General features: G+C 52.0%; 25 protein-coding genes. 7 read left to right on the plus strand and 18 right to left on the minus strand.

What is annotated here, in order from left to right:
* Positions 1 to 90: 90 nt before the first annotated feature.
* From acpP to U5J94_RS11765, 7 genes are all read right to left on the minus strand, one after another.
* On the minus strand, positions 91 to 327 hold the full coding sequence (acpP, locus tag U5J94_RS11735; RefSeq protein WP_134082170.1) for an acyl carrier protein: 237 nt from the start codon (positions 325 to 327) through the stop codon (positions 91 to 93).
* Positions 328 to 486: 159 nt separating this feature from the next.
* A complete protein-coding gene (gene fabG / locus U5J94_RS11740) occupies positions 487 to 1,230 on the minus strand; it encodes a 3-oxoacyl-ACP reductase FabG (protein ID WP_322565817.1) in 744 nt (247 codons plus the stop codon).
* Between the two features lie 201 nt (positions 1,231 to 1,431).
* Complete coding sequence (gene fabD, locus U5J94_RS11745; protein ID WP_322565818.1) at positions 1,432 to 2,367, minus strand: ACP S-malonyltransferase; 936 nt, start codon at positions 2,365 to 2,367, stop codon at positions 1,432 to 1,434.
* A 188-nt stretch (positions 2,368 to 2,555) separates the two neighbouring features.
* Entirely contained in the window at positions 2,556 to 3,521 is a 966-nt protein-coding gene (locus U5J94_RS11750) for a beta-ketoacyl-ACP synthase III (protein WP_322565819.1), read from the minus strand.
* A complete protein-coding gene (gene plsX, locus U5J94_RS11755; RefSeq protein ID WP_322565820.1) occupies positions 3,518 to 4,546 on the minus strand; it encodes a phosphate acyltransferase PlsX in 1,029 nt (342 codons plus the stop codon). The genes U5J94_RS11750 and plsX overlap by 4 nt, the downstream gene beginning before the upstream one ends.
* A gap of 133 nt (positions 4,547 to 4,679) precedes the next feature.
* On the minus strand, positions 4,680 to 4,859 hold the full coding sequence (rpmF, locus tag U5J94_RS11760) for a 50S ribosomal protein L32 (protein ID WP_322565821.1): 180 nt from the start codon (positions 4,857 to 4,859) through the stop codon (positions 4,680 to 4,682).
* Between the two features lie 14 nt (positions 4,860 to 4,873).
* A complete protein-coding gene (locus tag U5J94_RS11765; RefSeq protein WP_322565822.1) occupies positions 4,874 to 5,407 on the minus strand; it encodes a YceD family protein in 534 nt (177 codons plus the stop codon).
* 210 nt (positions 5,408 to 5,617) lie between these two features.
* Here U5J94_RS11765 and U5J94_RS11770 point away from each other — a divergent pair, with 210 nt between their 5' ends.
* The 4 genes from U5J94_RS11770 (at position 5,618) to U5J94_RS11785 (ending at position 11,195) form a co-directional block, all read left to right on the plus strand.
* Positions 5,618 to 7,036 (plus strand): acetyl-CoA carboxylase biotin carboxylase subunit, encoded by a 1,419-nt coding sequence (locus U5J94_RS11770; protein WP_322565823.1) that lies wholly within the window; start codon positions 5,618 to 5,620, stop codon positions 7,034 to 7,036.
* A gap of 126 nt (positions 7,037 to 7,162) precedes the next feature.
* Positions 7,163 to 8,986: a sodium-extruding oxaloacetate decarboxylase subunit alpha gene (oadA, locus tag U5J94_RS11775; RefSeq protein ID WP_322565824.1), complete on the plus strand. Its 1,824-nt coding sequence runs from the start codon at positions 7,163 to 7,165 to the stop codon at positions 8,984 to 8,986.
* Between the two features lie 118 nt (positions 8,987 to 9,104).
* Complete coding sequence (locus U5J94_RS11780) at positions 9,105 to 9,686, plus strand: nucleoside triphosphate pyrophosphatase (protein ID WP_322565825.1); 582 nt, start codon at positions 9,105 to 9,107, stop codon at positions 9,684 to 9,686.
* 117 nt (positions 9,687 to 9,803) lie between these two features.
* A complete protein-coding gene (locus U5J94_RS11785) occupies positions 9,804 to 11,195 on the plus strand; it encodes a glycosyltransferase (protein WP_322565826.1) in 1,392 nt (463 codons plus the stop codon).
* A gap of 41 nt (positions 11,196 to 11,236) precedes the next feature.
* Here the strand turns inward: U5J94_RS11785 and fabG (U5J94_RS11790) are convergent, their stop codons facing one another.
* The 8 genes from fabG (U5J94_RS11790) to U5J94_RS15350 form a co-directional block, all read right to left on the minus strand.
* Complete coding sequence (gene fabG, locus U5J94_RS11790; RefSeq protein ID WP_416224171.1) at positions 11,237 to 11,959, minus strand: 3-oxoacyl-ACP reductase FabG; 723 nt, start codon at positions 11,957 to 11,959, stop codon at positions 11,237 to 11,239.
* Positions 11,956 to 12,420 (minus strand): hypothetical protein, encoded by a 465-nt coding sequence (locus U5J94_RS11795; RefSeq protein ID WP_322565828.1) that lies wholly within the window; start codon positions 12,418 to 12,420, stop codon positions 11,956 to 11,958. The genes fabG (U5J94_RS11790) and U5J94_RS11795 overlap by 4 nt, the downstream gene beginning before the upstream one ends.
* 50 nt (positions 12,421 to 12,470) lie before the next feature.
* Positions 12,471 to 14,780 carry an MMPL family transporter gene (locus U5J94_RS11800; protein ID WP_322565829.1) on the minus strand — a complete coding sequence of 770 codons (2,310 nt, stop codon included), beginning with the start codon at positions 14,778 to 14,780 and terminating at the stop codon, positions 12,471 to 12,473.
* Entirely contained in the window at positions 14,773 to 15,339 is a 567-nt protein-coding gene (locus U5J94_RS11805; protein ID WP_322565830.1) for a LolA-related protein, read from the minus strand. The genes U5J94_RS11800 and U5J94_RS11805 overlap by 8 nt, the downstream gene beginning before the upstream one ends.
* Positions 15,336 to 16,229, minus strand: coding sequence for a hypothetical protein (locus tag U5J94_RS11810; protein ID WP_322565831.1), 894 nt, complete (start codon positions 16,227 to 16,229; stop codon positions 15,336 to 15,338). The genes U5J94_RS11805 and U5J94_RS11810 overlap by 4 nt, the downstream gene beginning before the upstream one ends.
* Positions 16,222 to 16,533 (minus strand): hypothetical protein, encoded by a 312-nt coding sequence (locus tag U5J94_RS11815; RefSeq protein ID WP_322565832.1) that lies wholly within the window; start codon positions 16,531 to 16,533, stop codon positions 16,222 to 16,224. Before U5J94_RS11815 ends, U5J94_RS11810 begins: the two co-directional genes overlap by 8 nt.
* 50 nt (positions 16,534 to 16,583) lie before the next feature.
* Complete coding sequence (locus U5J94_RS11820; protein WP_322565833.1) at positions 16,584 to 16,862, minus strand: phosphopantetheine-binding protein; 279 nt, start codon at positions 16,860 to 16,862, stop codon at positions 16,584 to 16,586.
* A 188-nt stretch (positions 16,863 to 17,050) separates the two neighbouring features.
* On the minus strand, positions 17,051 to 17,128 hold the full coding sequence (locus U5J94_RS15350) for a helix-turn-helix domain-containing protein (protein ID WP_416224224.1): 78 nt from the start codon (positions 17,126 to 17,128) through the stop codon (positions 17,051 to 17,053).
* A 378-nt stretch (positions 17,129 to 17,506) separates the two neighbouring features.
* Between U5J94_RS15350 and U5J94_RS11825 the strand changes: the two genes are divergently transcribed.
* The 3 genes from U5J94_RS11825 (at position 17,507) to U5J94_RS11835 (ending at position 20,577) form a co-directional block, all read left to right on the plus strand.
* A complete protein-coding gene (locus tag U5J94_RS11825; RefSeq protein ID WP_322564286.1) occupies positions 17,507 to 18,736 on the plus strand; it encodes an IS256 family transposase in 1,230 nt (409 codons plus the stop codon).
* Positions 18,737 to 19,503: 767 nt separating this feature from the next.
* Positions 19,504 to 20,079, plus strand: a complete 576-nt coding sequence (locus tag U5J94_RS11830) for a TetR/AcrR family transcriptional regulator (protein WP_322565834.1) — start codon at positions 19,504 to 19,506, stop codon at positions 20,077 to 20,079.
* Between the two features lie 120 nt (positions 20,080 to 20,199).
* Positions 20,200 to 20,577, plus strand: a complete 378-nt coding sequence (locus U5J94_RS11835; RefSeq protein ID WP_322565835.1) for a group 1 truncated hemoglobin — start codon at positions 20,200 to 20,202, stop codon at positions 20,575 to 20,577.
* Between the two features lie 251 nt (positions 20,578 to 20,828).
* On the opposite strand, the gene U5J94_RS11840 is transcribed toward U5J94_RS11835, so the two are convergent.
* From U5J94_RS11840 to rluC, 3 genes are read right to left on the minus strand one after another with little or no spacing between them, the layout of a single operon-like run.
* Positions 20,829 to 21,800, minus strand: coding sequence for a S49 family peptidase (locus U5J94_RS11840; protein WP_322565836.1), 972 nt, complete (start codon positions 21,798 to 21,800; stop codon positions 20,829 to 20,831).
* A 60-nt stretch (positions 21,801 to 21,860) separates the two neighbouring features.
* Complete coding sequence (locus U5J94_RS11845; RefSeq protein WP_322565837.1) at positions 21,861 to 22,529, minus strand: HAD-IA family hydrolase; 669 nt, start codon at positions 22,527 to 22,529, stop codon at positions 21,861 to 21,863.
* Positions 22,522 to 23,490 (minus strand): 23S rRNA pseudouridine(955/2504/2580) synthase RluC, encoded by a 969-nt coding sequence (gene rluC, locus U5J94_RS11850; RefSeq protein WP_322565838.1) that lies wholly within the window; start codon positions 23,488 to 23,490, stop codon positions 22,522 to 22,524. The genes U5J94_RS11845 and rluC overlap by 8 nt, the downstream gene beginning before the upstream one ends.
* Positions 23,491 to 23,701 lie beyond the last annotated feature (211 nt).

Below are 23,701 nucleotides of genomic sequence, written 5' to 3' on the forward strand. Positions count from 1 at the left end.
TTGTTGCTATTGGTGGCGAGACGGAATATAAGCAAAGGCCGCACTCACAGTTTAACGTGGTGCGGCCCGCAGAAACGCTTAGCAGGTCGATTACTTAACGTTGTTGTTAATGTAATCGATGGCCTGCTGAACGGTGGTAATCTTTTCGGCGTCTTCATCCGGAATTTCGGTTTCGAACTCTTCTTCCAGAGCCATCACCAGTTCCACGGTATCCAGTGAATCTGCGCCCAGATCGTCAACGAAAGACGCTTCCTTGGTCACCTCTTCCGCCTTCACGCCCAATTGTTCAACTACGATTTTTTCTACGCGTTCTTCAACACTGCTCATGTGTTTTCATCCTCTTAATGTTTGAAACTTTCAGCTCTGAGCGCTGTGTGCGGCCGCTATTGTAGTGAAATCATGGTCAATATGCCACATTCCAGAACGTTAAACACCCCACACTTTGACGCCCGAATTAGTCGATTAAATTCATAAACTTACAGTAACTTACGCCATATACATCCCGCCGTTGACGTGCAGCGTCTCGCCGGTGATGTAGGCCGCCCCGGGCGAGGCCAGGAAGGCCACGGCCTGGGCGATTTCCGCCGGGTCGCCAAGACGGGCCAGCGGGATCTGCCCCAGCAGCGTTTCACGCTGTGCCTCGGGCAGGGCCCGGGTCATGTCGGTGTCGATGAAGCCGGGTGCCACCACGTTGACCGTGATGCCGCGCGAGCCCACTTCCCGGGCCAGCGACTTGCTGAAGCCGATGACCCCGGCCTTGGCGGCGGCATAGTTGGTCTGCCCGGCGTTGCCGGAGACGCCCACGACCGAGGCGATGCTGATGATCCGGCCCTTTTTGGCCTTGCTCATCGGCCGCAGGCAGGCCTTGGTCAGACGGAAAATGGAATTCAGGTTGGTGTTGATAATGTCTTCCCACTCCGCGTCCTTCATGCGCATCAGCAGATTATCGCGGGTGATACCGGCGTTGTTGACCAGAATGCTCGGCGCACCATAGTTTTCTTCAACTTGTTTGAGGGCGGCATCGATGCTGGCGTTGTCGGTAACATCCATCATCACGCCCATGCCGTCGATCCCGGCCTCTTTTAAATAAGCAGTGATCTTCCCGGCGCCGTCCTCGGAAGTCGCCGTGCCAATCACTCTGGCGCCCTGACGTCCCAGCTCCAGCGCGATCGCCTGACCGATACCGCGACTGGCGCCGGAGACAAAGGCAATTTCGTTTTCAAGTGTCATCACTTTCCCCTGTTGGTCAGTGGCTGAATATAAACCTTTTCACCACCAAGACACTAAGACACCAAGGTAACAATATTAAAACTCAATCTTCGTGTCTTGGTGTATTGGTGGTTAATTTTTTAATCCGCGTCTGATGTAGGAGCGCCTTTGGCGCGATAGTGCAGAATCGCGGCAAAGCCGCTCCTACAACCTCGTATCTCGCTACTCTCCCCCTGTTTGAAGCGCAGCTTCAATAGAAGCTGAATCAAACACAGCTTCAGCGACCATATTTTTATCTATCCGTTTGTTCAGGCCCACCAGCACCTTGCCGGGGCCGCATTCGATCAGGCGGTCCACGCCGTCGGCGGCCATTTTCTGGACCGTCTCCACCCAGCGCACCGGGTTGTAAAGCTGGCGCACCAGGGCGTCGCGAATCGCGGCCGGATCATCCGGCGTGGCGACATCCACATTATTGATCACGGGGACCTGCGGTGCCTTGACCTCGATCTGCTCCAGCACTGAGGCCAGCTTGTCGGCCGCCGGCTGCATCAGGCTGCAGTGGGACGGCACACTGACTGGCAGCAGCAGCGCGCGCTTGGCGCCGCGCTCTTTCGCCACGTTAATCAGGCGCTCGACCGCGCTCTTATTCCCCGCCGCGACCACCTGGCCGGGCGAGTTGAAGTTGACCGGCGCCAGCACCTCACCTTCGGCCGCCTCCTCGCAGGCCTGGAGCACGGCATCATCATCGAGTCCCAGAATCGCCGCCATGGCGCCTTCGCCGGCCGGCACGGCGGCCTGCATCAGGCGACCGCGCTCGGCAACCAGCGCGATGGCGTCGGAAAAATTCAGACTGCCGGCACACACCAGCGCGCTGTATTCGCCCAGACTGTGGCCGGCCATCAGCGCCGGCATCGCCCCACCCTGCGCCTGCCAGACCCGCCAGGTGGCCACCCCCGCCGCCAGCATCGCCGGCTGGGTGATATCGGTCCGGTTCAGATCCTCGGCCGGCCCGTCCTGCACGATCTGCCACAGATCGTACCCGAGCTTCTCTGACGCCAGCGCAAACGTCTCGCCGACCCGCGGAGACGCCTCCGCCAGATCCTTCAGCATGCCCTGTGACTGTGAACCCTGCCCGGGAAAAACAAACGCCAGTGTCATTGAGTGCCTCTTGAATTTAATAATTTTTTACCGCAGAGACGCTGAGGACGCAGAGATAAAAAATATAATTTTGAATGTTGAGTTTTAAATTTTGAATTGTAGCCAAGCGTTTAATTCAAAATGCATCATTAGAAATTCAAAATTGCTTTATATACTCTGTGCCCTCTGCGTCTCTGCGGTGAAGAGTTTTAAAACGTCAGCAGCGCCGAGCCCCAGGTGAAGCCGCCGCCGAAGGCTTCCAGCATGATCAGCTCGCCCCGTTTGATCCGCCCGTCGCGCACGGCGATGTCGAAGGCCAGCGGGATCGAAGCCGCCGAGGTGTTGCCGTGTTCGCCGACGGTGACGACGACGTTGTCCATCGACATATCCAGTTTGCGCGCGGTGGCGGCGATGATGCGAATATTGGCCTGATGCGGTACCAGCCAGTCGATCATCGATTTGCTCATGTTGTTGGCCGCCAGGGTTTCGTCGACGATACGACCCAGCGTATTGACCGCCACCTTGAAGACTTCGTAGCCTTTCATCACAATCCGGGCACTGCCGTCCTTGAACTGTTGCGGATGTTCGGCGATCCCGGCGGGCACGGTCAACAGCTCCTTGTACTGGCCGTCGGCATGAATGTGGGTTGAATGCACGCCCGGCTCGCTGCTGGCGGAGAGGACTACCGCGCCGGCACCGTCACCGAACAGCACGCAGGTACTGCGATCGGTCCAGTCGATAATATTGGAAAGCGTTTCGGCCCCGACCACCAGCGCATTTTTGACCGCGCCGGATTTGATGTAGAGATCGGCGACGCTCAGGGCGTAGACGAAACCGGTGCAGACCGCCTGGATATCGAATGCCGGGCAGCCGTGAATATCCAGTCGTTGCTGCAACAGGCAGGCGGTGCTGGGAAAGACCCGATCGGGCGTGGTAGTGGCGACGATGATCATATCGATGTCGGCCGGCTCCAGGGCGGCGGCTTTAATAGCACGCCGTGACGCCTGTTCGGCGAGATCGCAGGTAGTCTCGTCCTCCACGATGTGGCGTTCCTTGATCCCGGTACGATCGGTAATCCATTCGTCGGAGGTTTCCACCATCTTTTCCAGATCCTGATTGGTCAGAATCTTTTCGGGCAGGTAACTGCCGGTCCCTGTTATGCGTGAATAGATCAACTTACCTGCCTCTCTGCCAACTGGCCTTCCAGTACCCGGGTAATCCGGGCCGGAACGTTCTTGTTCACTTCCAGCACTGCTTCGGAAATCGCGGTGCTAAAGGAATAGGCATCCGCGCTGCCGTGACTTTTAATCACAATGCCCTGCAACCCCAGCAAGCTGGCCCCGTTGTATTCGCGGGGATCGATACGCTTTTTAAACGCTTTGAGTACCGGCATGGCAATCAGGCCGGCTAACATGGTCAGCGGGTTGCGCTTGAATTCCTGCTTTATGTAAAAGCTGATCATTTTGGCCACGCCTTCGGTGGTCTTGAGCATGACATTGCCGACAAAGCCGTCACAGACAATCACATCCGCCGCGCCCTTGAAGATGCCGTCACCTTCAACATAACCGATATAATTAAGATTGCTCTTGCTCAGCAGACGCGCCGCTTCCTTGACCCGTTCATTGCCCTTGATCTCTTCTTCGCCGATGTTCAACAGACCGATAGTCGGTTCACGCTGGTTGTTGGCCGCGCTGGTCAACGCCGCGCCCATTACCGCAAACTCAAGTAATGTCTGGGCGTCGGAATCCACATTGGCGCCCAGATCCAGTACGTGGGTATGACCTACGATGGTTGGCAAGGTGGTGCAGATGGCGGGACGATCGATGCCGGGCAGCATCTTCAGCACGAAGCGGGCGGTGGCCATCAGGGCGCCGGTGTTGCCGGCGCTGACGCAGGCCTGGGCGGCGCCCTCCTTGACCAGGTTGATGGCCACGCGCATGGAAGAGTCCTTCTTGCCACGCAAGGCCTGGGACGGCAACTCGTCCATCCTCACGACCTGGGTTGCGTGGTGGACCGACAAGCGGTCGCTGGTCTTCTTTTGCGCCTGGATGGCCTGTTCGATCACCGTTTCCTGGCCCACCAGAATCAGATTCAGCTCCGGGTGGCGGGAGAGCGCCTTAAAAGCCGCCGGCACGACGACATCCGGGCCAAAATCGCCGCCCATGCAATCCAGTGCAATTGTGATTGATGTATTGGTCATCAAACTGTCGATTCGAATTTCAGCGATCCAAGCAAAGACGGGACATGGAATACTCCATGTCCCGTGTCCCTGTTGTTATCGTATCATGGACTAACCTGTCTGCCGGGGCAGACTGCCTGCTCGACGAAGCGGCTTACTCGTCGCCCTTGTCGATGATCTTGCGGCCGCGGTAGTAGCCGTCCGCGCTGACATGGTGACGCAGGTGGGTTTCCCCTGTCGTCGGTTCAATCGACAGCGCGGCGGTGCCCAGCGCATCGTGCGAACGACGCATGCCGCGCCGGGAAGGGGATTTCTTGTTCTGTTGAACAGCCATCGGGATTACCTCGTTTAACTTTTATCCGGTGTTTTCAAATCGGCCAGGACCTGAAACGGATTATCCTGACCAGCCTTATCCTGTTGTTCGTCCTGGGGCTCGACATATTCCTGAGCCGGACAATTTTCCAAATCATGCAGCGGTATCTGCGGCAGCGACAGGAGCAGTTCGTCCTCGATCATGTCGACCAATACCAGCGGTACCGATTCTACTATATAGGGTTCATACCCGCCCGGCAGGCGATCCGCCTCGGCCGTGGAGTCCACAAACCCCAGCGCCAGGTCGGTATCGACCGGCCATGCCATCGGTTCGAGACAACGCTGACATGGCAACTGCAGATTGGCGTGGATCGAACCCTGCAGAAAATGCACGCCCATCTCATCGACGCCAAACCGCAAACTGACCGTCGCCTCGCCCTCGTCCGTCGCCAGCAAGGGCGACAAGCGCTTCATCTGGCGCAGCGCTAACACCCCGTCATATTCCCGACCTTGTTCAGCCAGGCGATAGGGGTCAACCTGCACCGGCAGCCGATCTTGCCGATTTGACATAAGCCGCGAATTGTATCGACGCGCCGCCAGTGTGTCAAAAAAATCCTTGTATATCGGGCTGTTCCGTGAATCCGGCCGCATTCCGCAAAGCCCGCCTTGAGTCCCCGCCACGCCGCCGGTTCAGCGGGCTGCTTGACAGGCTCCGGACGTTCACATAAACAGAGAATTCCCGGCGTCGACGTTATTCACTCATTATTTTTAAGGCATTAGATGATCAAAAAAATCCTCATCGCCAACCGTGGCGAGATCGCGGTGCGGATCATCCGGGCCTGCACGGAATTGGGCATCAAATCGGTGGCCGTCTATTCGGAAGCCGACCGCTATGCCCTGCATGTCAAAAAGGCCGACGAGGCCTACAGCCTGGGCCCGGACACCGTGGCCGGCTATCTCAACGCCCACCGGCTGGTCAATCTGGCCGTGGCCACCGGCTGCGACGCCCTGCACCCCGGCTACGGCTTTCTCTCGGAAAACCCGGAACTGGCGGAGATCTGTGCCCGGCGTAATATCCAGTTTATCGGCCCCACGTCGCAGGTCATCCGCCAGATGGGCGACAAAACCCGGGCCCGCAATCTGATGCGCAAGGCCGGGGTGCCGGTGACCCCCGGCAGCGACGGCAATGTGAGCGATCTGGAAGACGCCGTGGCGGTGGCCAAATCCACCGGCTACCCGGTGATGCTCAAGGCCACCTCCGGCGGCGGCGGCCGGGGTATCCGCCGCTGCGATAACGAGCAGGAGCTGCGGCGCAACTACAAGCGGGTCATCTCCGAGGCGGAGAAGGCCTTCGGCAGTGCCGAGGTCTTCATCGAAAAATACATCGGCAACCCGCGCCATATCGAGGTGCAGATCCTCGCCGACCAGCACGGCAACGTGATCCACCTGCTGGAGCGGGACTGCTCCATCCAGCGCCGCCACCAGAAGCTGCTGGAAATCGCCCCCTCCCCCCAGCTCAACGACGAGCAGCGCCAGGTGATCGGCGATCTGGCGGTGCGCGCTGCCGAGGCGGTCGGCTACACCAACGCCGGCACGGTGGAGTTTTTAATGGACAGTGGCGAGAATTTCTACTTTATGGAGATGAACACCCGTCTGCAGGTGGAGCACCCCGTCACCGAGGCGATCACCGGGGTCGATATCGTCCAGGAGCAGATCCGCATCGCCTCGGGGCTGACCCTGAGCTTCAGCCAGCAGGATATCCGGCGCTACGGCTACGCCATCGAGTTTCGGATCAATGCCGAAGATCCGAAAAACGATTTTCTGCCCAGCTTCGGGCGCATCACCCGCTACTTCGCCTCCGGCGGCCCCGGCGTACGCACCGACGGCGCCATCTACACCGGTTACGAAATACCACCCTACTACGATTCCATGTGCGCCAAGCTCATCGTCTGGGCCCCGACCTGGGACGGGGTCATTGATCGCTCATTACGCGCGTTGCAGGATATCGGTGTCTACGGCGTCAAGACCACCATTCCTTATCATATAGAGATACTGCGCAACGCCGAGTTTCAGTCCGGCCACTTCAATACCGGCTTCGTCGAGGCTCATCCCGAACTGATCGAGTATTCTGAACGCCACGACGACCGCGCCATCGCCGCCACCATCGCCGTGGCCATTGCGGCGAACATGGGACTGTGAACGGCAATTATGAATGTTGAATTTTAAATTTTGAATTACTCGGAGGCACTAATTCAAAATTCAACATTAAAAATTCAAAATTGTTCAAGACCTCTGCGTTAAAAGAAATTAAAACAGGATTTATCCATGCCCAAGGCCAAGATTACCGACACGATTTTGCGCGACGCCCATCAGTCTTTGATCGCCACGCGCATGCGCACCGAGGATATGCTGCCGATCTGCGAGAAGCTGGATCGGGTCGGGTACTGGTCGCTGGAAGTCTGGGGCGGCGCGACCTTCGATGCCTGCGTGCGATTTTTAAAAGAAGATCCCTGGGAGCGGCTGCGCCAGTTGCGCGAGGCGTTGCCCAACACGCAACTGCAGATGCTGTTGCGCGGCCAGAATCTGCTCGGTTATCGCCACTATGCCGACGATGTGGTGCGCGAATTCGTGGCCCGTTCCGCGGATAACGGCATGGATATTTTCCGCATCTTCGATGCCATGAACGATCTGCGCAACATTCGTGTCTCGGTTGAAGCGGTGAAAAAAAGCGGCAAACATGCTCAGGGGGCTATCTGTTATACCACCAGTCCGATACACACCCTGGATCGTTTCGTACAACTGGGTAAAGATATCCAGGAGATGGGTTGTGACAGTGTCGCCATCAAGGACATGGCCGGGCTGTTAACCCCGAATGTCACCGCCCAACTGGTCTCGGCGCTGGTCAGCGAGCTGGATATCCCGGTGTTCACCCATTCACACGCCACCGCCGGGCTGGCTGACATGTGCCACTACAAGGCGGTGGAAAACGGCGCCGCCGGTTTCGATACTGCCATCTCCTCCTTCTCCGGCGGTACCAGCCACCCCCCCACCGAGAGCATGGTCGCCGCGTTCAAGGATACCGAGTACGACCCCGGGCTGGATCTACCACTGTTGCAGGAGATCGGGTTTTACTTTCGTGAGGTGCGCAAGAAGTACCACCAGTTCGAAAGCGAATTCACCGGCCTGGATACCCGCGTACAGGTCAATCAGGTCCCCGGCGGCATGATCTCCAATCTGTCGAACCAGTTGAAAGAACAGGGTGCCCTGACCCGCATGAACGAGGTACTCGAAGAGATCCCCCGGGTGCGCAAGGAGCTGGGTTATCCGCCACTGGTCACGCCCACCTCACAGATCGTCGGCAGCCAGGCGGTGATGAATGTGCTCGCCGGCAAGCGTTATGCGACCATCACCAACGAGGTGAAACTTTATCTGCAAGGCCGTTACGGCAAGGCGCTGGGTGAAATCAGCCCCCAGGTGCAACACATGGCCATCGGCAACGAGGAGGTCATCGAGTGTCGCCCCGCCGATCTGATCCCGCCGGAGATGGAGAAACTGCGCAAGGAGATCGGCACCCTGGCCAAATCGGAAGAGGATGTGCTGACCTACGCCATGTTCCCGGAGCTGGGCCGGGATTTTCTGCAACAGCGCAAGGACGGCAAGCTGATCCCCGAACCGCTGGAGCCGCCCAACGTCAACGGTGCCAATGGACATAAAGCCGCTACTGAGTTCAACGTTACCCTGCATGGCGAGAGCTACCACATCAAGGTCACCGGGCGCGGTTATCCCAAGGAACATCTGCGTCCCTACTACGTGACAGTGGACGGCGTACCCGAGGAGATCCTGCTCGAATCGCTGGATGAGATCGCTCTGGGCGGCGAAGGCGGCGATACCGGCCACGCCCGTTCCGCCGCCGGCAAACGCCCCCGGGCCACCACCCCCGGCCACGTCTCCACCTCCATGCCCGGCACCATCGTCGACGTGCTGGTCAGCGTCGGTGACGAGGTCGAGGCCGGCGATCCGGTACTGATCACCGAAGCGATGAAAATGGAAACTGAGATCCAGGCGCCGATTAAAGGTATCATCAAGGCCATCCACGTCACCAAGGGCGAAAGCGTCAACCCGGACGAGGCGCTGGTGGAGATAGAATAAAAAGCAAAATCTCACCACGAAGACACCAAGACACGAAGAAGTCATTATTTCTGATTTTCTTCGTGGCTTCGTGACTTCGTGGTGATAAAAAACTTCATATAATGAAAGATATTTTTCTATGAGTAATAAGCTGGTCCTCGCTTCCACTTCGCCGTTTCGCAAGGCTATCCTGGAAAAATTCGGTGTGCCGTTTGATACCGCCTCCCCGGAGGTGGACGAAACGGCGCGGGCCAGCGAATCCGCCGAACAACTGGTCGAGCGTCTGGCCGAAGCCAAGGCTCGCGCGGTGGCTGATCAATTTCCCGACGCGCTGATCATCGGCTCCGACCAGGTTGCGGTGATCGATGATACAATCCTAGGCAAGCCCGGCGATCACGCCAGGGCCGTCGAACAACTGCGCGCCGCTTCCGGCCAGACAGTCACTTTCCTCACCGGGCTGTGCCTCTATAACAGCACTACCGATCATGCCCAGTGTGACGTGGTGCCCTTCAAGGTCCATTTCCGCCAGCTGAATGACAGCCAGATTGAAAACTATTTACAGAAAGAGCAGCCCTACAACTGCGCCGGCAGTTTCAAGTCCGAAGGGCTGGGCATCGCCCTGTTCGAAAAACTCGAAGGCGACGATCCCAATACCTTGATCGGTTTGCCATTAATCAGATTGATACGAATGCTCGATCAGGAAGGATTTTATACCATCTAGAAATACTGGAAATATATTTTTAAGTAAGATGGCAAAAGACTAAATAACTGTTCCAAATTCATACACACCTTTTATGCTAAGCTAGCATAAAAATAGTGTATAAAATCGTTAACTCACATGTCCAGTAGCTACGCCATAATTATTCCTGCCTACAATGAAGCCAGGACACTGCGCAACATTGCCCAATCAGCATTAGAGTTTTCTAATGTTGTTATTGTTGTCAATGACGGATCGGATGATGATACATCAGGGGTTGTTAGTGACCTGCCAGTCATTATTATCGAGCACGAGCACAACCAGGGCAAGGCAGCGAGCTTATGGGACGGAATACAGGAAGCCAGAAAACACCAGGTCGACTTTTATGTGACACTGGATGGTGATGGACAGCACTCGCCAAATGACATCCCACGGTTACAGACTCAGCTGGAAGAATACCCTGACAGTATCATCATCGGTGCCCGTCTGGCGGATAAATCAGCCATTCCGGCAAAACGATATTATGCCAACCGCATCGCAAATTTCTGGCTTGCCTGGGCAGCAGGCTATCCGATGTCCGATAGCCAGTCCGGATTCAGAATCTACCCGGCCCGATTGTTTAATAATCTGAAGATATCCACCTCAAAACGCAGTAGTTTTGTGTTTGAAAGCGAAATTTTGATCAAGGCAGCGCAACTCGGAATTCAAAGCAAAGCGGTAAGCATACCTGCCGTTTATGCCCCGAATGCGCGCCCGAGTCACTTTCGAGGGGTGAGAGATATTACTTTGATTACACTAATGGTTGCCCGATATTTATTCATGCGTGGTATGTATCTGCAAGGCTTGTACCATTCAACAATAAAACCAAAATTACTACCTGAATATAAAGAAAAAACTGATTATGCAGGATGCTTGATGGGATTACTCTCGTTTATTGTCATAATTATAACAATGAGCATCTCGCTTTTGACCACCCTTCTGTATGTGGTTAAAAAATCCCGGCAAAACGATTGCCCTTCAGAATATGGTCCTGTCGTCATTCTTGGGAAGAAACTGATCAATAACCAGCCTGACACGGAGTACATTGAGCGGCTTGAAACGGCATTGAGATTATACCAAATCAATCCAAAGCTGGATTTTTACCTGCTTGGGGGTATGACTGGTGATGCGGAGATCAGTGAATCCGGTGCAGGAAAGAAATACCTGGTAAATAAGGGTTTTAAGCCGGATAAGATTTACACAGAAGAGACATCACGTAATACCCTGGAAAATCTTGCTCAACTCCCGGAGAGTCTACCTGGGGAGAGACATAATATTGTCTTGATCTCGAGTCAATACCATATTGCTCGTGCGAGTATAATGGCCAGACAATTTGGTTTTCAGGTTCACGTATGTCCTGCCAAAACAATCAGCGCAAAGCGGCTAGGTTTTGGGTATATCAACGAAGCTTTTCTACTTCACTGGTATATTACAGGCCTCATATATTCCAGGTTAACGCATAACAATACCTTACTATCACGTATTAGCCGCTAATACTTTTAAAACTTCCTCGCAGGAATATAAAATATCTGTCTCTAAAGCATTGCTCCGTTTACGCCGATTACCTGACCGGAAACATAGCTGGCAGCCTCGGAGGCTAGAAAAGCAACAACACTGGCCACCTCTTCCGGTTTGCCCGACCTTGACATTGGTATCAGGCGTTTGATGGTTTCTTTATCGAATATCTCATTTGTCATGGTACCTTCAATAATGCCTGGCGCAACAACGTTCACAGTCACTCCGCGGGAAGCCATTTCCCGGGCCATAGTCTTGGCGGCGGCGATCAGGCCTGCCTTGGATGCAGCGTAGTTAGCCTGGCCATGATTTCCCATGATTCCAGCTATTGATGAAATATTAACAATGCGGCCCCATCTTGTCTTGATCATTGGTAGCAGAAGCGGTTGAGTAACATTAAAAAATCCGTTCAGGTTAACGTCTATGACATTATCCCATTGCTCCCCCTGCATACCTGCCATAACCGCATCATCCGTAATACCGCAGTTATTGACCAAAATCTGAATCGGACCAGCCTTTAGAATATCGTCAATGCTGGCATTCACTTCATTGCGGTTTCTGACATCAAACTTCACTGGCTCGGCATAGCCATTATTATGTAGAATATCGTCAGCGATCCGTTTAGCACGTTCATAATTGGAGTTGGCGTGAACATAAACATAATGGCCGTGAGCAGCAAGAGCTCTGGCAATCGCACTACCAATATCTCCACTGCCTCCTGTTACCAAAGCGCGCATTATCATAAGCCTCCAGACTCGATAGCGCCAAACACCGTAGCGCGACCGGTTGCTAATTGCTTTTCGCCATTATATACGAAGAAATCGTATATCATATTTTTGCCGTCTGAATAAATATTTTTGGCAACAATCAGGATTTCATTATGGATATCAGACAAGTCGCCTTTTTCGAGATGAACGTCTTTCAGACCTGCAAGGTAACCAGCCCGCGATTCATTTCCATCATTTTTACTCATCAGGCTGCCATGAATCGCCATTGCTTGCGCCCCGTATTCAATCAGCGCAGTCATGGGTAGATGGTTCTTGTTGCGAAGAGGATTGCTGGGAAGTATGTGTGTTTTTGATACACAAGTAATTGAATCTTCATCCCAGTCACTAACAATTTCAATCAAGCACATACCATAAGAATGGGGGATTCGTTTGCAAATCTCGTCTCGGGTGACAATCAATTTATCCGGTGCCTCCATGATAACATGTTGAATAACTATGGGTTAAAGGGGAAATAAATCGTAAATTTTCAAATAAAGTATTTATTATGCCAATTAATTGCGGATATCAACAAGGCTGAAATAAAGCTTAGTATTATACCTGCAACAATCACACTTCCCATCGCAGACAGAACCGGTATGGCCGAAAATGCCAGAAACAGGAATAGTGTGACTGTTGTCACGGCACTGACGCTAATAGCGTGAAAGCTCCGTGAAAAATCAGCTTTTTTCTCCCGGCAATGATTGAAGAACAAACTGTAATCGAGCCCCATGCCAAGGACAAGAAAAACAGCCATCAGGTGGAATACATTAAGGCCCTGCCCACCCAGCAATCCCGCAGAAAGACCGCCGGTAACACCCAACAATACCGGAGAGATAATTCGAATCGTCGTAGCCAGGCTTTTGCTGTACCAGTAAATTACCACAACGAGAAGACTGAGGGCCCAATAGATGCCAGAAAGCGTTTTGTCACGATAGAGTGTCAGCAATTCGCCGACTTCGTCCTTTATGTTAACATGATATTGTCGTACTTCAGGGTGATTCAGTAACCACTCTGAGAGCCTTTCAGAAGATGAAAGTCCACTCAGGCGAATCACAGACAGCCAACCATCCTGAGAAGGAATGAGTCCGTATCTGACAAGTGGCTCGGCCGGGGTGCCTAATATATCTTCATAATTGACAACATCCTTGTGTTTTGATGATTCGGCAAGTTCAATAAATTGCTTAAATGCAGATGGCTTTAACGGCGTATTTTCAACCGCCTGTTCTACCCGTTGCTTTAATTCATCACGTTCCGGGATCTGTGCTTTTCGGAACTCTTGACGTTCTCTGGAAGGTAAAAAGTCAGTTACTGGAAGCACATCTTTAACGGTTCCACTTTTGACAAGATTATTTAATAGTAATGTGAGTTGTTCGGTAGAAACCAGCAATTGATTTAGATTATCGCCTTCGAGCATGAAGACGTCCGATACTTCCACGCCTCCGATATAATTTCGTAATATCGCATCCTGTTCTTTCTGCTCTTGGGATACAGGGCTGACTGAATCAGGATCATTATTCCAGTAGGTATCTGCTTTTATCCACGGCACAGAAATAGCAACCATCACCACTATTATAATCAATGCCGCACTAATTGACGGAATGTATTTATTGAAAGTGATTAAAATTGGCTGAATCCGATTCGGATTAATAGTTACGGGAAGAAAATAACGTGTCATTAACAATGCCACTATCAGACCGGACGAAGCATAAACTGCCAGTTGGGACAGGCCCTCGAATCCACTAAATAATAAAACCAGAAAAGCGGCGGCGGAACTTATCCCGCCAAGACGCAACACTGGCCAAATTCGGTTAATTGTCGCCGATAATGTTTCATTAGAATATTTATGGCTGAACAGGTGAACAGGGTAATCAAGCGCAACTCCCAGCATGGTAAAACCGAATGCGATGACAATGCCATGGACATGTGAAAAAACAATCTGAGTAATAACAAGCCCAGCCAACACGCCAGATAACAGCGGAATACACGAGAACCAAACAAGATACAGCGATCGATAGGCAATCCAGAAGACCAAAATCAGCAAAACGGGGACAACCCAGCTTAGTTTTTGAGTTACGGTTTTTATTTCATCTTTTGTCGCAACAGCAATCGCACCGGGGCCGGCGATGTCGAGCTTGGCACCCTCTGCTGGCGAGAGTTCCTGAAACGTATTATGTAATACATCTTGCGTCTTCTCGATAGTATCAAGCGGAACATTATCAGACCTGAATTCGGCGCGAAGAATTGCACCCACTTCACTTGCATACCATACTGGGTATTGGTTGTCCAATTTTTCCGGATAATCGATTTGTTGAAAGTATGATTTGAGTGACAGATAAGGATCGGATTTGATTAATTGCCCAATAACGGGACCCTGCCCCTGACGGAGATCGGATACCCTGGCTTCAAATGCCTTGCGCAAACCAGTAACAGACCAGTCTGTGTCGACAAGGAGGAAACGTGATTCCTCCAATCGCTCAAGATCAGTTTTTATATAGCGAGCCTCGCCATTATGCAGGGTTAGGATATTATTCATTCCAGACAAATTAGCCCGTAAACCCTGGCTTAGTCTGACCAGTTCACCCGCCTTGGCACCATGAATGCTAATGAGTAATGACGAAGATTCACGCCCGGAGAGGATTTTACTTTGAAAGGCATGAAACGTGCTGCCTTCTTGTTCGAGAGGCATAAACTGTTTGAGATCGGTAACGGTGCGTAAATTGAATGAAAGATAGACTGACAGTAGAATAACCACTACCAGCCAGATCGCTTGCAGTACTATCGGTTTAGCATCAGTCATGGTGCTCAATCAGTGTTACGTGGGTATCGCCATTCGCGTAGTAAACTTTGAGTTTCTGCAGATTGCTTTTATTACCGGTAACAGTTATTTGTTCTATTTTTTGTTTATTGTGACTCGACTTGGGAAATAGTTCCAGAGTCCAGGATTGAAATCTCTCGTCGGAATAGCGAAGCTGATGCAAGAAAATCTTGTCAAGGGCAGCCCTATTGCCCTGCAATAAGGCTCTCAATGCATAGATGCCCACTGCAAGATCAGGGTGTTCGCTCAATTTGATATGCTTGGTCTCGTTGTCTTTCTCTATTTTCACTGTATCATTTGATACAGTATAAATTATTTTCTCAGGTTCAGTGACTTTTTTTATTAATGTGTCCGGTTTTTTGAAATGTAGATTTCCACGGCTCACAATATCTTCATCAAGATAATCAGCGCGCCATATATCAACAAATTTAGCAGAGAGTTCGTCGCGCGATGAGATTTCGACTAGCTTCTGATCAAGAAAATCAGCCTGCGCCAGGCAGCTACAAGCAATCCCGACTATAACCAGTAGCGACCGAATCATTCATCACCCCAATAATCATAGAAATTAAACCAGTTATAAGGATATCGAATCAGAATGCTTTCAAGGTGCGACACATAACTCTTTGTAAGATCCCGTATCCAGGGCTCTCTCTGGCTTCTTGGTACTTTAGCAGGATCGCTTATTTTTCGTAACGTGATTTGATAGTGGTTACCGCCAGTGTATGTTGCAAAAAAAACAATAATTGGCACGCCAAGAATTAAAGCAAGCGAAAAAGGACCTGCGGGAATTCGAACCATATCATCGAACAACCGGGTTTGAGTTACCTTCTCATCGGATACAGCCCTGTCCCCTAGCAAACCCAGAACCCCGCCGCCATCAACGACCTCTTGTGCCTGTAACAAGGCATTTATGTCAGAAATGTTGATGACCGACCCGGCAATCTCACTATTTAACTCATCAAGAATACGAGTAATCATGGCATTATGATCACGATACATCAAAACTTTCAGGTTGATGTCGGCCTGTTTTATAGCCAGACACCGCATGGCCTCAAAGCTTCCGATATGAGCCCCCAGTAAAAGAGCCCCGTCCCCGTTCTTGAGAACATCTAAAGCATTCGAATCGATGTCGAAGCTGATAGAGAACTTCTCAAACCTTCCTGTAATAAAATAGACCCGATCAAGAATTACTGATGCAAAAGTATAGATGTGCTTATATACAGCCCAAATACTATCAGAGGTATTTGGATTACGACGCAGATATTCAGAGGAGGCTTTACGTGCCCCTGGGGAGAAGATAAAAAAATATAAACAGATCGGCCATAACCACAGCCGAGTGATAGAACGTGGCATGTACAGCGCGAATTTGCATATAAACTTTAATAAAAAAGGGTTGCTGCGCTCTTTTTTCTCATCCCAGTTTTCAGCCATCACCGCACCTATCAGATGCCGTCAAGATTTTTCCTGAAATCACTTTTTGATCATTAACTTTACATGTGAAGTCGTATAAAAACTCTTTTTTTTTATGGAACTGTACAGTTACTTTTTGATCCGGATAAATGGGCGCATGAAATTTAACTTGCGGAAACCCGCTGATGTAACCATCATTAATGTTTTCCAGCAACCTTTCTGCCAGCATATCCAGGGCAACAACACCCGGCACAACCGGATTGCCGGGGAAATGCCCTTCTAATGATAGGTGATTCCCAGGGATACAGAAAAAAGAATTTATCATTGTCACTGCAAAAATAATAAACAGTTATCAATTACAGGAATGCGCATAAATCAGCTTTTGACTGGTGTGTTGGCATTCGCTTGTATATATGCCGCCAACGACTTCAGGGAGGATAAAATATTATGGATATCAGGATTATCAGCACGCAAGCTTATCCCGTATTTCCGGGACAGCGAAACAGACAATTCCAACGCATCAATTGAATCCAGCCCGAGCCCTACGTTAAACAGAGGTTCTTCCGGATTGATATCTTCGATCCCGATATACTCAAGATTAAGCGATTCGATGATTAATGCAGCAACTTCTTTTTCAAAATTAGTCATCGCCATGGCTAATACCTCTTGTAATTACTAATAATCGTTCTCTAACAGCCATGGAAGCTTGGGCACAAACAAGTACAACCAGCCTGATTACCTGAAAATAACTCCTTATTTTTCTCTTGTCAGACTATACAGCCACACCTTGTACGAGCGCATACTTTTAACTGGCTGAGTTTTATTTTATTTATAGGATCTGGCTAATCTGTTATCTCAAACAAGTCTCCTACTTGACAATCGAGATATTGACACAACGCATTCAGCACATCGATTTCGATTAACCATGATCGCTTTCTTTTTTAGAATATATAATTAAACTAATATAGTCACCAGAAGAACAAATATTGATGTTATAAAGCATTATGAGCTGTGAGAAACTATATTAGACGCCCTCCCGCCTCGTCAATACTCGGGAATATCGCTTGAACAGCCTGCCTACATGAGATTGTACTTGCCTGCGCATTGATTGAGGGTGACTTTAGGAATACGACTGGTGGACAAAAGATGTATTGCCGATTTAGGCTTTGAATACAACGATCAGTTTAGCTCGTAATTGCTTTACACAGGACAAGATTATTACAAGGCCCCTGGAGACTGTAAATTAAATTGTGTAACTGCTCAAAGTCCCATACCCTTGATAATAAAGGAAAAGACACATGAGCAGAAGAACAAAAACCAAAACCGATATCGACCCGCAGCTTGAAGCCCTGGTGAACAGTATCAAAACACCGGAGGAACTCGAGGACCTCACCCGCTTGCTGCGCCAAAAAACCTTTGAAGCTATGCTCGAAGGCGAGATGGATGACCACCTTGGCTATCCCAAGCATGACAAAGCCGGTCAGCATAGCGGCAACAGCCGTAACGGTTACAGCAGTAAAACCTTGAAGGGCGAGCTTGGCGAGCTGCCAATTGCCATTCCCCGGGACCGCAACGGGGAATTTGAGCCGCTCATTATCTCCAAAAACCAGACCCGGCTACCGATTTTCAACGACAAGATCATCATGCTCTACAGCAAGGGCATGAGCACGCGGGACATAGCTTCCACCTTGTTGGAACTGTACGGCGTTGAGGTCTCTCCTACGCTGATTTCACGGGTCACCGAGCAGGTGCTGGAACAGGTCCAGCAATGGCAATCCCGACCCCTGGATGAGGTCTATCCCATCGTCTATCTCGACTGCATCCGGGTGAAGATCCGTCAGGACAAACGCGTCATCAACAAAGCCATTTACCTGGCGCTGGGCATCAACCTGGACGGCCAGAAAGAACTGCTGGGGCTGTGGCTCGCGGAAAACGAGGGTGCCAAGTTCTGGCTGTCCGTGCTCACCGAACTGCAACAACGGGGCCTGAAGGACATTTTCATCGCCTCGGTGGATGGGCTGACAGGCTTCCCGGAAGCCATTAACACCGTTTACCCGAAGACCCAGATCCAGCTATGCATCGTGCATATGGTGCGCAACTCGCTCAAATTCGTCTCCTGGAAAGAACGCAAGACCGTTGCCGCTGACCTGAAAAAGATCTACGCCTCCCTCACTGTCGAGGAGGCCGAGCGAGAGCTGGCCGCCTTTGCCGAGCGCTGGGATGAGAAGTTTCCGTCCATCAGCACGGCCTGGCGCAAACACTGGCCGAATCTCATCACCCTGTTTAACTACCCGGATGATATTCGTAAAGTAATTTACACCACCAACGCTATCGAATCCCTCAATAGCGTTATCCGTAAGGCCGTCAACAACCGTAAGGTCTTTCCGAATGACGACGCGGCACTCAAGGTCGTCTATCTGGCCATGCAGGCGGCCTCCAAGAAATGGACCATGCCCATTCATCATTGGAAGGACGCCTTGAATCGTTTTATGATTGAGTTTCCGGATAGAATGCCGGAGCAGTTCTAACCGGGCAGTTACACAGAATTATTTACAGTCTCGGCCCCTGGAATCTCATGCAACTGCACTCGTTTATTTCCAGAATTATTATTTGTCTGTTTTCCTTTCTATGCCTTTCCGCTTGCTCTTTCTTCCCGCAAGAAAGCGATCCTATGAAAAAGACCTGGTATAAATCAAATAATAATGACAGCTAACAACTTGTTATTCTTTTACCGGGGGCCTGGGATAGGCCCGCGGATTTTGAGACCTATGGATTTGTAGATAACGCACGTAAAAACGGGCTTAACCTCGACTTCCTGTCAGTTGATGCGAACATTTCCTACTCATACGTGGAAATTTTCCCGAGCGATTTATGAATGACATAATTCGTCCTGCCAGGGAAAACGGTTATCAGTCATTGAAAAATATTTATCTTGCCTATGGCAGGCAGGATGATTTAGCCCCTCAGTACAACGAGTTTAAGCAACTATTACCGTCGGCCAATATTTATTCGATAAATGGCACTCATAATTGGGATACCTGGTCAAGGCTTTGGTCAGAGCTCCTGAAAAGAAATATTGTACATGGGCTATCGCCCCCGTTGATAAAGTCCTATTCACGCTAAACAAATAGCATTCTTATCGGATACTTTTCTCGCCTTCCAGCCCCGGCGTCTTGCGCTGGTCCCGGCCATTGCTGTGCCGAGCTGATTATCATCCCTGCCCAGCTTGACAATATTCCCTCATAATTTACACTTACAACCAGACTGACTGGTCTATTAATAATCTGCGACGCAAATGGCAACCGAAACCAAACAGCTTTTACTCGAACAGGGCATGGCCATGTTGTTGCGCCACGGCTACCACGATCTGGGCATCACCGCGGTGCTGGAAGCGACGGGCATTCCCAAGGGTTCGTTTTACCACCACTTCAAGTCCAAGGAGGACTTTGGTCTGCAGGCCATCGATCGCTATATGGAAGAGGTGCATGCCGGACTCGACTATTCTCTGGGTGACAAAAGTCTTGCCCCGCTACAACGGGTACGCCGTTTTTTCGAGCTCAGCGAGGAGAAGTATCGCACCCAGGGTTACCTGGGTTGCCTGTTGGGCGGGTTGGGCCAGGAGCTGTCGGGGGTCAGTGAGGTCTTTCGCCAGAAGGTTGAACAGTGTTTCTTTGAGATCGCCCAGCGTATCGCCATCAGCCTTGAGGAGGCGATCGAACGCGGGGATCTCGCTGAAAATACCGACCCGCAGAAATTGGCGGAACTGCTCGTCAACTGCTGGGAAGGCGCGGCTTTGCGGACACGCCTGCGACGTGATCCCGCGCCGTTGCGGGAAATGCTGGATTTCTATTTCCGCATAGCCTCGGCCTAGGGAGGTCAATATCCAACCCCACTGCTGTAGCCGGGAAATGCCGTGTAAAATATAGACCGACCGGTCTATTAGTGTGCCGTAAGTCAAACGACCTGAACGCAAACCATAAGGAGATAGACAATGGAAAATGCATCACTTTTTGAACGTCTGGGGGGTAGTAACGGTATTAATACGCTGGTGGAGAAGATCGTCGCCAACCACATGGAGAACCCGACCATCCGGGCGCGTTTTCGTCCCTATCTGGACACCCCGGAAAAACTGGCGACGACCAAGCACCATCTCTGCGCATTTCTCGAAGCCGGTAGCGGCGGGAATGCAGCATACCAGGGACGCTCGATGCCGGACACGCACCGTGGAATGAATATCAATGCGACGGAATATCTGGCCGCACTCGATGACATTATGGCAGCGCTGGAGGAAGAGAAAATCGACGCACAGACCCAGAAAGATGTTCTGGCGATTGCCTATTCGTTAAAAGGCGAGATCCTGCATCAGTAATTCCCGGCTTAACCCACGCACCGGGCGTCCCATGAACGGCGCCGCCCGGTGCGTGCCGGTTAATCGGTTGATCTACCCGATATTCCCTTTTCCAACCCGAGGGACAGGCTGTGTTCCGCACACCGTTATCAGGGTATCGGGAATGCGGTGCGCAGGATGCAAATCAAAGCTTACCAAGAAGACACGAAGGCTTGAAGAAAACCAAAATAGTTACTTTGTGTCTTGGTGTCTTCGTGGTTATTTTTTTAAAATTACCGGATCGTTCCCTTCTCCAACCCCAGTGTCTTGCTCATGGTGCCGGCCATGGCGGCGCCGAGTTGTCGGGTGAAGCGCTCGAAGAAGTCGGGCTGCGGTGTGTAGTCAACGATGTTTTCAGCTTTAATAATTTCGCGGGCGACGTAGCTGCTGCTGCCGAGGCCGTCGATCAACCCCAGTTCGAGACTCTCCTCGCCGGTCCAGATTAATCCACTGAACAGCTTCGGATCATCGGCCAATCTGTCGCCGCGCCCTTTTTTGACGGTATCGATAAATTGCTGGTGGATGTTGGTCAGCATTTTCTTGACATGCTGCACATCTTCTTGCTTTTCCGGGCTGAAGGGATCCAAAAAGCCCTTGTTCTCACCGGCCGTGTACAGACGACGTTCCACACCCAGTTTGTCGATCGCTTCGGTAAAGCCGAAGCTGTTCATGATCACCCCGATGGAACCGACAAGGCTGGCCTTGTCAGCGTAGATTTCATCCGCGGCGGCGGCGATGTAATAGCCGCCGGAAGCACCGATGTCACTGATCACAGCATAGACCCGGGTCTCGGGATACTGTTCACGCAGGCGGTTGATCTCATCATTGACATAACCGGCCTGCACCGGACTGCCACCGGGGCTGTTGATGCGCAGGATGATTCCTGACACTTTCTCGTTCTTGAATGCGTTACGCAATCCGGTGACGATGTTATCGGCGCTGGCTGATTCCCCATCAGCTATAACGCCGTTGACTTCGACCAGTGCGGTGTGTTTTTTACTGATGAGGCTGGCGCGGGCCGAGTCGGTGTTGACGAAGGCGGTGAAATAGACCAGAAACAGATAGGAGAGGAACAGCAGCACGAAAAAGATCTTCCAGCGGCGGCTTTTCTTCTGTTCATTCAGTGCGGCGAATGCCAGGCGGTTGATGACATCCTGTTGCCATTGTTGCGCGGATGAATCCTGATTGTTTTGTTCGTCGCTCATGTTGTCCATTCCCGTCTCGTGCGTTTCATCGCGCCGGTGGCGCTACCAAGGAGGTTGTTGTCAAGCGGCCAGGTTGCTGCGTTCCTTCAACCAGTTGTGAACATCGCCAATGCTGTCCAGGCAATCCAGCGGCTTGCAATCGAGCAGGCGCTGGCGCTCATGGACACCATAACTCACTGCCAGGGATTTTACACCTGCGTTGCTGGCCATCTGCAAATCGTATTCGGTATCACCGATCATCAGTACCGCGTCCGTCTCGACGCCGAGATAATCCATGATCTCGTGCAGCATCTGCGGATGGGGTTTGGAATGACATTCATCGGCACAGCGGGTGGTGTGAAAATATTCATCCAGCCCGGTCTGCTGCAGGACCTTGTTCAATCCCTGTCGACCCTTACCGGTGGCCACGGCCAGAAAGTGGCCGGCGCGGTGCAGCTCCTCGATCATCTCCCGCGCACCGGCAAACAGCTGTGACGGTTCACGTTCGCTTTCCAAAAAATGATGTCGATAGCGGGCGGTCAACTGGATCAACTCCTCGGGGCTGCCCTGCGGATACAGGGTACGCAGCGCTTCCTGCAATCCCAGGCCGATGATGTTTTTCAGTTGCTCATCGCTGCGCGGTGCCAGATCCAGATCGCGGATCGCGGCGCGCATGCAGGTGAGGATCTCCCCTTCTGAATCCATCAGGGTCCCGTCCCAGTCAAAAACAATCAGTTGTGTGTTATTCATGAAACTCCAGATTCAGTTTTGCGAGTAATGTTTGCAGGTGCGTGTCCAGCGGCGCGCTCACGTCAATATGGGGACCGTCATCGTCAAATGCAAATACCAGCCGGTGGGCATGTAAAAACAGCCGTTTGAGCCCCGCTTCGCGCAGCTGTTTGTTGAATTTTGGATCGCCGTATTTCTCATCGCCGGCGATGGGATGGCCCTGGTGGGCGGCGTGCACCCGGATCTGATGGGTACGCCCGGTCTCCAGCTTGACCTCGACCAGGCTGGCCGTGGCATTGACCGCCAAAGGCCGAAACAGGCTGGCCGCGGCCTTGCCGGTCTCATCCACCCGGACAATCCGTTCACCGGATGCCAGCACATTCTTTTTTAGCGACGCCTCGACGCGCCATGCCCCGCCCTGCCAGGGACCCATGAGCAGCGCCAGATAATATTTGTCCATGCGGTTTTCGCGCAGCAGCTCGTGCAGGGTCCGCAGGGCGCTGCGTTTTTTGGCGATGACCAGACAGCCGGAGGTGTCGCGATCCAGGCGGTGCACCAGCTCCAGAAACGGGGCGTCGGGCCGCAGGGCGCGCAGGGCCTCGATCACCCCGTAGCTGATCCCGCTACCGCCATGCACGGCCAGTCCGCTGGGTTTGTTGAGAATCAAAATCCGCTTGTCTTCATACAAAATCGCTGACTCGACCTGGCGCAGCACCCGCTCGGCCGGCGTGGTGACGGTTTTCTCGCCCAGACGCACCGGCGGGATCCGCACCTCGTCCCCGGCCTTGAGCCGGTAAGGCGCCTTGATCCGGCCCTTGTTGACCCGCACCTCGCCCTTGCGCAGGATGCGGTAGATCAGACTGCGGGGCGCCCCCTTGAGCCGGGTGAGCAGATAGTTGTCGATGCGCTGGCCGGCCTGTTCGGGCCCGATTGTGACCAGTTTGACCTCTGAAGGGCCCGGATTACTGCTTTTTGTCGCCATGATAGGGCCTATTCTAGCATTTTTCGTCCAGCGATTGATGCTCTGGAGCAACACTGATATATTCGCTTAACTTCCGATTATTGGGGAAGTTCGCCGCTGCTGTACCTCCGAGTGAATACAGGGCGGCGCAGACGGTCAAAAACCGGTTTTCCATCATCTGCTTCGCGCAGGTGATAACTGCAAGACAAATGTGGCTATTCGCGACCTGTTA

It is taken from the genome of Thiohalophilus sp., assembly GCF_034522235.1.
In the GTDB taxonomy this organism is placed as follows: domain Bacteria; phylum Pseudomonadota; class Gammaproteobacteria; order UBA6429; family Thiohalophilaceae; genus Thiohalophilus.